10 protein-coding genes are annotated in these 9,136 nt (G+C 67.7%); 8 read left to right on the top strand and 2 right to left on the bottom strand.

The window, feature by feature from the left end; all coding sequences use genetic code 11:
- Positions 1-201: 201 nt before the first annotated feature.
- The 5 genes from ACMV5O_RS17725 to rplS all read left to right on the top strand — a co-directional run bounded on the left by ACMV5O_RS17725 (position 202) and on the right by rplS (position 4,183).
- The gene (locus ACMV5O_RS17725) at positions 202-1,902 is read left to right on the top strand and encodes an L-lactate permease (RefSeq protein ID WP_416164716.1); all 1,701 of its coding nucleotides are present in this window, start codon (positions 202-204) and stop codon (positions 1,900-1,902) included.
- Positions 1,903-2,049: 147 nt separating this feature from the next.
- A complete protein-coding gene (rpsP, locus tag ACMV5O_RS17720) occupies positions 2,050-2,301 on the top strand; it encodes a 30S ribosomal protein S16 (protein ID WP_002923624.1) in 252 nt (83 codons plus the stop codon).
- 31 nt (positions 2,302-2,332) lie between these two features.
- The gene (rimM, locus tag ACMV5O_RS17715) at positions 2,333-2,851 is read left to right on the top strand and encodes a ribosome maturation factor RimM (protein ID WP_416164715.1); all 519 of its coding nucleotides are present in this window, start codon (positions 2,333-2,335) and stop codon (positions 2,849-2,851) included.
- A gap of 29 nt (positions 2,852-2,880) precedes the next feature.
- Complete coding sequence (gene trmD / locus ACMV5O_RS17710; RefSeq protein ID WP_416164714.1) at positions 2,881-3,684, top strand: tRNA (guanosine(37)-N1)-methyltransferase TrmD; 804 nt, start codon at positions 2,881-2,883, stop codon at positions 3,682-3,684.
- A 97-nt stretch (positions 3,685-3,781) separates the two neighbouring features.
- The gene (gene rplS, locus ACMV5O_RS17705) at positions 3,782-4,183 is read left to right on the top strand and encodes a 50S ribosomal protein L19 (protein ID WP_324541487.1); all 402 of its coding nucleotides are present in this window, start codon (positions 3,782-3,784) and stop codon (positions 4,181-4,183) included.
- 76 nt (positions 4,184-4,259) lie between these two features.
- Here the strand turns inward: rplS and lptG are convergent, their stop codons facing one another.
- Together lptG and lptF are read right to left on the bottom strand one after the other, a co-directional pair.
- On the bottom strand, positions 4,260-5,336 hold the full coding sequence (gene lptG / locus ACMV5O_RS17700; RefSeq protein WP_416164713.1) for an LPS export ABC transporter permease LptG: 1,077 nt from the start codon (positions 5,334-5,336) through the stop codon (positions 4,260-4,262).
- Positions 5,333-6,415 (bottom strand): LPS export ABC transporter permease LptF, encoded by a 1,083-nt coding sequence (gene lptF, locus ACMV5O_RS17695; protein WP_416164712.1) that lies wholly within the window; start codon positions 6,413-6,415, stop codon positions 5,333-5,335. The genes lptG and lptF overlap by 4 nt, the downstream gene beginning before the upstream one ends.
- A 155-nt stretch (positions 6,416-6,570) precedes the next feature.
- Between lptF and ACMV5O_RS17690 the strand changes: the two genes are divergently transcribed.
- Genes ACMV5O_RS17690 through ACMV5O_RS17680 form a run of 3 tightly spaced genes read left to right on the top strand, consistent with a single transcriptional unit; the run spans position 6,571 to position 9,132 of the window.
- Entirely contained in the window at positions 6,571-8,076 is a 1,506-nt protein-coding gene (locus ACMV5O_RS17690) for a leucyl aminopeptidase (protein ID WP_416164711.1), read from the top strand.
- A gap of 23 nt (positions 8,077-8,099) precedes the next feature.
- Complete coding sequence (locus ACMV5O_RS17685) at positions 8,100-8,540, top strand: DNA polymerase III subunit chi (RefSeq protein ID WP_416164710.1); 441 nt, start codon at positions 8,100-8,102, stop codon at positions 8,538-8,540.
- Between the two features lie 10 nt (positions 8,541-8,550).
- Positions 8,551-9,132 (top strand): hypothetical protein, encoded by a 582-nt coding sequence (locus tag ACMV5O_RS17680; RefSeq protein WP_416164709.1) that lies wholly within the window; start codon positions 8,551-8,553, stop codon positions 9,130-9,132.
- Positions 9,133-9,136: the final 4 nt, after the last annotated feature.

The following is a 9,136-nucleotide window of genomic DNA, read 5'->3' as shown; positions in this document are numbered from 1 at the left end:
CCCAGCCCAGCGGCTACACCGAGCCGCTGCTGCACCGCTATCGCCAGCAGTTCAAGGCCCAGTCCGGCGGCTGATGGCATCGCGCGGCGTTGCAGAAGGGGAAGCCTCCTTCCGCAACGCCACCTTGCTCCCCAACTTCCCGCTCCAACCGCAGGCCGCACCCCCGCTTGATCAAAAACGAAGACAAGGAGACTTTTCCCAATGAATCAAACCACGCTCTCACTGCTGGCATTCCTGCCACTGGTGCTCGCCGGCGTGCTGCTGATCGGCTTTCGCTGGCCGGCGCGGCACGCCATGCCCATGGTGTATGTGATCACGGCCTTGATCGGCCTCTTCGCCTGGGACATGAGTTTCAACCGGGTGCTGGCCTCGACCCTGCAGGGCCTGATCCTGACCGTGTCGATCCTGTGGATCATCTTCGGCGCCATCCTGCTGCTCAACACCCTCAAGCACTCGGGCGGCATCGCCGCCATCCGCCGCGGCTTCTCCAACATCAGCCCCGACCGCCGCGTGCAGGCGCTGATCGTGGCCTGGCTGTTCGGCTGCTTCATCGAGGGCGCATCGGGCTTCGGCACGCCGGCCGCGGTGGCCGCCCCGCTGCTGGTGGCGCTCGGCTTTCCGGCGCTGGCCGCCGTGGTGCTGGGCATGATGGTGCAATCCACCCCGGTGTCCTTCGGCGCGGTGGGCACGCCGATCATCGTCGGCGTCGGTGCCGGCCTCGACCGTAGCGGCATCACCGCCCAGCTGGCGGCGGTGGGCGGCGACTGGGACAGCTTCTTCATGCTGATCACCGGCCGCGTCGCCATCGTCCACGCCCTGGTCGGCATCTTCATGCCGCTGATCATGGTCATGGTGATGACGCGCTTCTTCGGCCGCAACAAGTCCTGGGCCGAGGGCCTGGTGGTGGCGCCGTTCGCGATCTTCACCGCGGTCAGCTTCGGCCTGCCCTACATGCTCGCCGGCGTCTTCCTCGGCCCCGAGTTCCCGTCGATGATCGGTGCCATGGTCGGCCTGGCCATCGTCGTGCCGGCGGCCAAGCGCGGCTTCCTGCTGCCCAAGGAGAACTGGGACTTCGCCCCGCCCAAGGAATGGCCGTCCGAGTGGATGGGCAAGTTCGAGATGAAGCTCGACCAGATTGCGGGCAAGACGCCGATCTCCACGCCGATGGCGTGGGCGCCCTACCTGCTGCTGGCCGCGGTACTGGTGGCCACCCGCGTCATCCCCGAGCTCAAGGCCTTCCTGCTGAGCATCAAGTTCGGCTGGGTCGACATCCTCGGCGAGAAGGGCATCAGCGGCAACATCGAGCCGCTCTACCTGCCCGGCGGCATCCTGGTGTTCGTCGTGCTGCTGACCTTCTTCCTGCATCGCATGCACGGCCGTGAGCTGGCGAAGGCGGTGGGCGAGTCGAGCAAGACCCTGCTCGGCGCCGGCTTCGTGCTCATCTTCACGATCCCGATGGTGCGTATCCTCATCAACTCGGGCGTCAATGCCTCCGGCCTGGCCTCGATGCCGGTGGCGATGGCGCAACTGGTGGCCGACAGCGTCGGCGGCGTGTATCCCTTCTTCGCCCCCTGGGTGGGTGCGCTCGGGGCCTATATCGCCGGCTCCAACACGGTGTCCAACCTGATGCTGTCGCAGTTCCAGTTCAACACCGCCGGCCTGCTCGGCGTGTCGGGGGCGATGATGGTGGCGCTGCAGTCGGTCGGCGCGGCCGCGGGCAACATGATCGCCATCCACAACGTCGTCGCCGCCTCGGCCACCGTGGGCCTGCTCGGCCGCGAAGGCACGACCTTGCGCAAGACCATCCTGCCCACGCTGTACTACCTGATCGCCGCCGGCACCCTGGGCACGATCGCGATCTACGTGCTCGGGGTCACCGACCCGATCCACGCTGCACGCTGATCCGCAGCGCCACCGCGCGCCCGGCGTGGAGCAGGCAGCAGCCCGCCCCACGCCGGCGCACCGATGAATCGCCGACGAGTCCTTGCCCAGCGGCGGTCCATACCTTATACTCCGACGTTTTTCGCATCTACCGATCAGGAAAATCAGATGGTCGTCATTCGCCTTGCCCGTGGTGGCGCCAAAAAGCGCCCGTTCTTCAACATGGTTGTCGCCGATTCCCGCAATCGTCGTGACGGTCGCTTCATCGAGCGCGTGGGCTACTACAACCCGATCGCCTCGGGCGCCGAAAAGGGCCTCGTGGTCAACACCGAACGCCTGGCCTACTGGGAGCAGAACGGCGCCCAGCTGTCGCCGACGGTTGCCCGCCTGGTCAAGCAGGCCGCCAAGGCTGCAGCCTGATCAGCGTCTGTCTGCTGCGGCGGAACGAGGCATGATCGTACTGGGGCGCATCGTCGCCCCTTTTGGCGTTCAGGGCTGGGTCAAGATTCACCCCTTCGGTGACGACCCGGCTTCCTGGCGCAAGATGTCGTACTGGTGGCTCAGCCGCGACGACACGGCGCCGGACGCGCAGTGGAAGCAATACACGCTCAACGCGTGCCGCGTGCACGGCAAGGGGCTGGTTGCCGCGCTGGCGGAGATCCCCGACCGCAACGCGGCCGAGGCGATCGACGGCTATTACATTGCCGCGCCGCGCGAGGCCCTGCCCGCCACCGCGGAAGGCGAGTACTACTGGGGCGACCTGGTGGGCCTGGCCGTCGACAACGAAGCCGGCGAGGCACTGGGAACGGTCAGCGGACTGCTGTCGACCGGCGCGCACGACGTGCTGCAGGTGCAGGACGGCGAAGGTGAGGACGCGACCGAGCGGCTGATCCCCTTCGTCGCCGCCTACGTCCTCGATGTCGACCTCGCCGCCCGGCGCATACGGGTGAGCTGGGAAAAAGATTGGTAGACGGCGGAGCGCAGCAGGCGATGCCGCCCATGGGTTTGTCGGCGGGACTGCGTCGCTATGACGTGATCACGCTGTTCCCGGAGATGTTCGCCGCCCTCACCGCGAGCGGCATCACGCGGCGGGCGAAGGAGCGCGGGCTGTACGAGCTGGGGTTCCACAACCCCCGTGACTTCACCCACGATCCGCACCGCACGGTCGATGACCGCCCCTATGGGGGTGGGCCGGGCATGGTGATGCTGGCCGAACCGCTGGCACAGGCGATCGCCACGGCACGCAGCGCGCAGCGGAGCGCGCACGGCAGCGCCGGCCGCGTGATCTACCTGTCGCCGCAAGGTCGCAGGCTGGATCAGACGGTGGTGATGGAACTTGCTGCCGAGCCCGGCCTGGTGCTGTTGTGCGGCCGCTACGAAGGCGTCGATCAGCGCCTGATCGACCGCGAGGTCGATGAAGAACTCTCGCTCGGCGACTTCGTGCTGTCGGGCGGGGAATTGCCGGCGATGGTGCTGCTCGACGCGATCGTGCGGCAACTGCCCGGCGCATTGAATACCGCCGGTTCGGCGCAGGAAGACTCCTTCGTCGACGGCCTGCTGGACTGTCCGCACTACACGCGGCCAGAGCTGTACGAGGACCAACGCGTGCCCGAGGTCCTGTTGTCGGGCAACCATGCGGCGATCCGCCGCTGGCGGCTCAAGCAATCGCTGGGCCGCACCTGGCTGCGCCGGCCAGACCTGCTGGCGGCGCGGCCGCTGAGCAAGACCGAATTGAAACTGCTTGAGGAATTCAGGCAGGAGCAAGCCGGGGCAGACGACGTGCTGCACACGCAGTACATCTGAAGGCCCGATTACAAACGGCAGGCATCAGGTTGCGACCTGCTCTGCTGCCAGGCCGATGCCCCCAGGCAAAGGCCGATAACATAGACGGAGTTTTGCAATGAACCTGCTTCAGCAACTCGAACAGGAAGAGATGGCCCGCGTTTCCGAGGGCAAGACCATCCCCGAATTCGGTCCCGGCGACACCGTGATCGTGCAGGTGAAGGTCAAGGAAGGCACGCGCGAGCGTCTTCAGGCCTATGAAGGCGTGGTCATCGCCAAGCGCAACCGGGGCCTGAACTCCTCCTTCATCGTCCGCAAGATCTCCTCGGGCGAAGGCGTCGAGCGCACGTTCCAGACCTACTCGCCGCTGGTGGCCGGCGTCGAAGTGAAGCGCCGCGGCGATGTCCGCCGCGCCAAGCTCTACTACCTGCGCCAGCGTTCGGGCAAGTCGGCACGTATCAAGGAAAAGCTGGATTACAAGGCCGCCGCTGCCAAGCGCGCTGCCCAGCAGCAAGGCTGATTGCCGGTCCCGGCAAGACAGCGGCAAAAAAACGGGCTTCGGCCCGTTTTTTTGTGCCTGCCCCACCGCCGCCGCGTCAGCGGCGCTCGACGTAGTGCAGCATCCAGGCCGCCGCACCCAGGAAGATCAGGCTGGGAGTGAGCGCCGCCATGATCGGCGGCCAGGCGTTGATCATGCCCAGGTTGGAGAACAGGCCGTTGAGCAGATGGAAGCCGACGCCCAGCATCACGCCCATGAAGATGCGCGCACTGGCCCCGCCCATGCGGTCATGGATGAAGCCGAAAGGCATCGCCAGCGCCATCATCACCAGCGCCGCGAAGGGGTAGACCACCTTCTTCCACAGCGCGATCTCGAAGCGGTCGGCGTTCTGGTTGTTGTCCCGCAGGTGGCTGATATAGGACCACAGCTTGCCGAAGGGCATGTGCTCGGGCGCCACCATCAGCACGCTCAGCACCTCCGGCGTGAGGTCGGAGCGCCAGCCGATCTCGGGCAGCTTCTCGACTTCGGTGCGCTCACCGAGGAAGTTCGTGCGCGACACCTCAAGCAGCTTCCATTCACCCGAGCCGTCGTACACCCCGCGCTTGGCCTCGCTGATCGACAGCAATTCATAGTCCTCGCCGAAGGCATACACGCGGGCGTTGCGCATCGTGCGATCCGGCATCAGGGTGCGCACGTTGATGACGAGGCGGCCATCCTTCACCCACAGGCCCGAGCGCAGTTGCTGCGACACGGTCGCCTTGGTGGCGGTGAGCTTCCATTCCTGCGCGGCGTTCTCGGCCGGCGGCGCGATGTACTCGCCGATGGCGAAGGTAAGCACGACGAAGACGGCGCCGATGATGCCGAGCATGCGCACCAGCGTCAGGTTCGACATGCCGGCCGCCCGCATCACGGTGATCTCGGAATGCCGCGCCAGCGTCGCCAGCGCATACAGGGTGCCGATCAGCACCGCGATCGGCATCAGCTCATAGACCCGCGCCGGCAGCGTGAGCAGGACGAACACCACCGCCTGGTAGAGCGTATAGCCGCCCTTGCCCACGTCCTCGAGTTCGTTGATGAAGTCGAAGAAGGCGAACAAGCCCAGGAAGGCCACCAGCACGAGGGCCGTGGCGCCGAAGATCTCGCGCGCGAGGTAGCGCAGCAGCACGGCACTCATACCCGCCTCCGCCAGAAGGGCGAGATCGCCAGACGCTTGTAGAACATCAACGCCAGCACGCCCAGCACCACCAGATGAGGCAGCAGCAGACCGGTGGCAAAGCCGATGCGCCCTTGCGCCACCCAGGACTGGAAGACCGAGATCGCATTGCTATAGAAAAGGTACACCAGCAGCGCCACCAGCATGTTGTTGGCCCGTCCGGCGCGCGGATTGACGAAGGACAGCGGAATCGCCAGCAAGGCCAGCAACAGCGCCACCAGCGGCGCGCCGACGCGCCCGAGCAGTTCGCCCAGTGCCGGCTTCTCGGGCGCCGCCAGCAGCGCCGCCGTCGGCAGCGCGCGAATCCGCGACGGCGCGCCCACGGCCCTGGCCTGCTCGACCAGCACCTCGTAGCGCTCGAACTCCATCACCCGATACTGCGGCGTGCCGGGCTGGCCATCGTAGCGCCGGCCCTTCTCGAGCACGACGAAGCGCCGCCCTTCCTCGTCGCTGCGCAGGTAACCCTCCGCCGACACGATGACCACCAGCCCGCCGTCGCGCGTCTGCTCGCTGACGAAGACGTTGCGCACGCGACCGTCCTCGCCCGCCCCCACCTCGACGAAAAACACCCGCTGCGCGCCCGACGATTCGCGGAATACGCCGGGCGCAACACGGTGGGTGTCGTCGCGGCTCTCGAGCAACTGGCGATATTCGGCGCTCTTGAGCTGGGACCAGGGCGCCAGGTACAGCGAGCCGGCGCCGATCACCACCACCAGCGGCACGGCGAACATCAGCACCGGAGCGATCCAGGCCGTGAGCGGCACGCCGGAGGCAAACCACACCACCATCTCGCTGTCGCGGTAGCTGCGCGACAGCGACACCAGGATGGCGATGAAGAGGGTCAGCGTCAGCACCGTGGGCAGCTGCGCGAGGGCGCCAAAGCCGATCAGCGCAGCGACCGCATCGGCCGGCACGCGCCCGCCCGCCGCCTGCCCGAGCAGGCGGATGAGCACGGTGGAAATCAGGATCGCGAACAGCGCCACGAACACCGCGGCCGCCGTCTGGGCGAATTCCCGTTGCAGGGCGCGCCGGAAGATCATCGGGCGAATCTTATGAAACCGAGTTATGAAGGCGAAGGAGAAGCCCGGAGTGCGCCCGCAGCCGATGTCGTCGGGAAGCGATTTTGACGCCCCGCTCGCGTACGGGCCATAATCGCTGGCAATCCGAACCAAGCGTTTCTTAAAGGAAAAAGCGGATGGAATTTACCATAAAGACCGGCAGCCCGGCGAAGCTCAAGACCGGCCTGCTGGTACTCGGCGCCTTTGCCGGCGGCAGGCTGCCGGCGCTCACCGCGGCGGTCGATGGCGCCGCCGAAGGCCGCATCGCAGCCCTGATCAAGCGTGGCGATCTCGACGACAAGGCCGGCGCCACCCTGCTCATGCCCGAGCTCGCCGGCACCCACGCCGAGCGCGTGCTGCTCGTCAGCCTGGGCAAGGAAGACGAGTTCAGCGACAAGGCCTACCGCGACGCGCTCGCCGCGGCAGCCAAGGCGCTCGCCGCCAGCGCCGCCAAGGACGCGGTGCTGACCCTGGCCGACGTCGAGCTCGCTGGCCGCAGCCAGGCCTGGCGCCTGCAGCAGGCCGCCCGCCTCCTCGCCGACGGCGCCTACCGCTTCGACGCCCTCAAGTCCGACAAGGACAGGAAGGACAAGAAACACCGCGGTGTGAAGAAGCTCGCCATGCTCGTCAGCACCGAGCTGAGCGCCGAACTCGACACCGCCGTGCTGCGCGGCCACGCCGTCGCCACCGGCATGGCGCTGGCCAAGGACCTGGGCAACCTGCCGGGCAACATCTGCACCCCCACCCACCTCGCCGAGACCGCCGAGGCGCTGGGCAAGCAGTACAAGTTCGACGTCGAGGTGCTCGAGCGCGCCGACATGGAAAAGCTCGGCATGGGCTCCCTGCTGTCGGTGGCGCGCGGCTCGCACCAGCCGCCCAAGTTCATCGTCATGGAATACAAGGGCGGCAAGGCGAAGGCCAAGCCGATCGTGCTGGTCGGCAAGGGCATCACCTTCGACACCGGCGGCATCTCGCTCAAGCCCGCCGCCGAGATGGACGAGATGAAGTACGACATGTGCGGCGCCGCCAGCGTGCTCGGCACCTTCAAGGCGATCGCGCAGATGGGCCTGCCGATCAACGTCGTCGGCCTCATCCCTACCACCGAGAACATGCCCGGCGGCGCAGCCACCAAGCCCGGCGACGTGGTCACCTCGATGTCGGGCCAGACCATCGAGGTGCTCAACACCGACGCCGAGGGCCGTCTGATCCTGTGCGACGCGCTGACCTACGCCGAGCGCTTCAAGCCCGAGTGCGTGATCGACATCGCCACCCTGACCGGCGCCTGCGTGGTCGCGCTTGGCAAGATCCCGAGCGGCCTGCTCGCCAATGACGACGAGCTCGCCGCCGAGATCCTCAAGCGCGGCACCGAATCCGGCGACCGCGCCTGGCAGTTGCCGCTGTGGGACGAGTACCAGGAGCTGCTCAAGAGCAACTTTGCCGACATGGGCAACATCGGCGGCCGCTACGCCGGCACCATTACCGCGGCCTGCTTCCTGGCGCGCTTCACCAAGGCCTACAAGTGGGCACACCTCGACATCGCCGGCACCGCCTGGGTGTCGGGCGACGCCAAGGGCGCCACCGGCCGCCCGGTGCCGTTGCTGTCCGAGTTCCTGATCGGCCGCACGCACGGCAGTTCGAGCTGAGCGGCGCCCGTACCGCGGCTTGCATGAACACCCGCGTCCACTTCTATCACAACACGCCCGACCGCCTCGCCCTCGCCGGCGAGCTGGTCGGGCGGGCGCTGGAGCGCGGGCGCAAGGCCGCGGTGCGGCTGCCGGACGCCGCCAGCCTGAAGCGCTTCGACCAGTTGCTGTGGACACGGGAGGCCCTGTCCTTCCTGCCCCACGTGCCAATCGACTCCCCGCTCGCGGCCGAGACGCCGGTCGTGCTCGCCGCCGCCGGCGGCGACGAGGCCTGGCCCCATGCCGACATGATGTTCAATCTCGCCGACGACGTCCCGCCGGGTTTCGATCGTTTTCGCCTGCTGGTCGAGATCGTCGGCCAGGCCGAGGCCGACAGGCTGCCTGCACGGGCGCGCTGGGGCACGTACAAGCAGCGCGGCTGCGAGCTCAAGGCCTTCGACGCCGAACTGAGGGTCGCCCTGTGAGGCCGCAGGCATGAGAGAGTGGCCCGCCTTGCCGCCCGACGACGAGCTCACTCGCGCCGACGACCTGCTCAACCAGGCCGATGCCCTGCTGCGCCGTCACCACCAGAGCGACCAGCCCGCACCCGCGAGCACCGACGACTGGGCCCCGGGCACCGAGCTCGATGACGACGACCTGCCCATCCTCACCGAGGTGGTCGACGACTTCGAGCTGCCGCATCCGCTGCCGCCGACCGCGGTGCGCGCGCCGACCGGCTTCGAGCGCCCGCCCGCGCCGGAAGCGACCGCCGCCGCCGCGCTGGCCGCGGCGAGCACACCCAGCCCCGCCGCGCTGCACGACGCCCTGTCGGCGAAGCTGGCCGAGCGCCTCGTCGAGCTCGACACCGAGATCGCGCGTGAGATCGGCAACTGGGTGGCGATGGAGATGCCGCAGATCCTTGCACGCGAGCTCGACCAGCTCGCCAGCCGCGTGCAGGCCGAAATGCAGGCCCACCTGCGTGCCACCCTGCTGCCCGCGCTGTCGGCCCGCGTCGGCAGCCTGCTGGACCACAAGGCCACCCCGCACGAGGAGCCTGACCGGCCTTCGGACGACTGACGGA

The organism is Thauera sp. WH-1, assembly GCF_047806685.1.
In the GTDB taxonomy this organism is placed as follows: Bacteria; Pseudomonadota; Gammaproteobacteria; order Burkholderiales; family Rhodocyclaceae; genus Thauera.
Note: the sequence above shows the minus strand (reverse complement) of the source record. Positions and strands in the feature narration are given on the sequence as shown.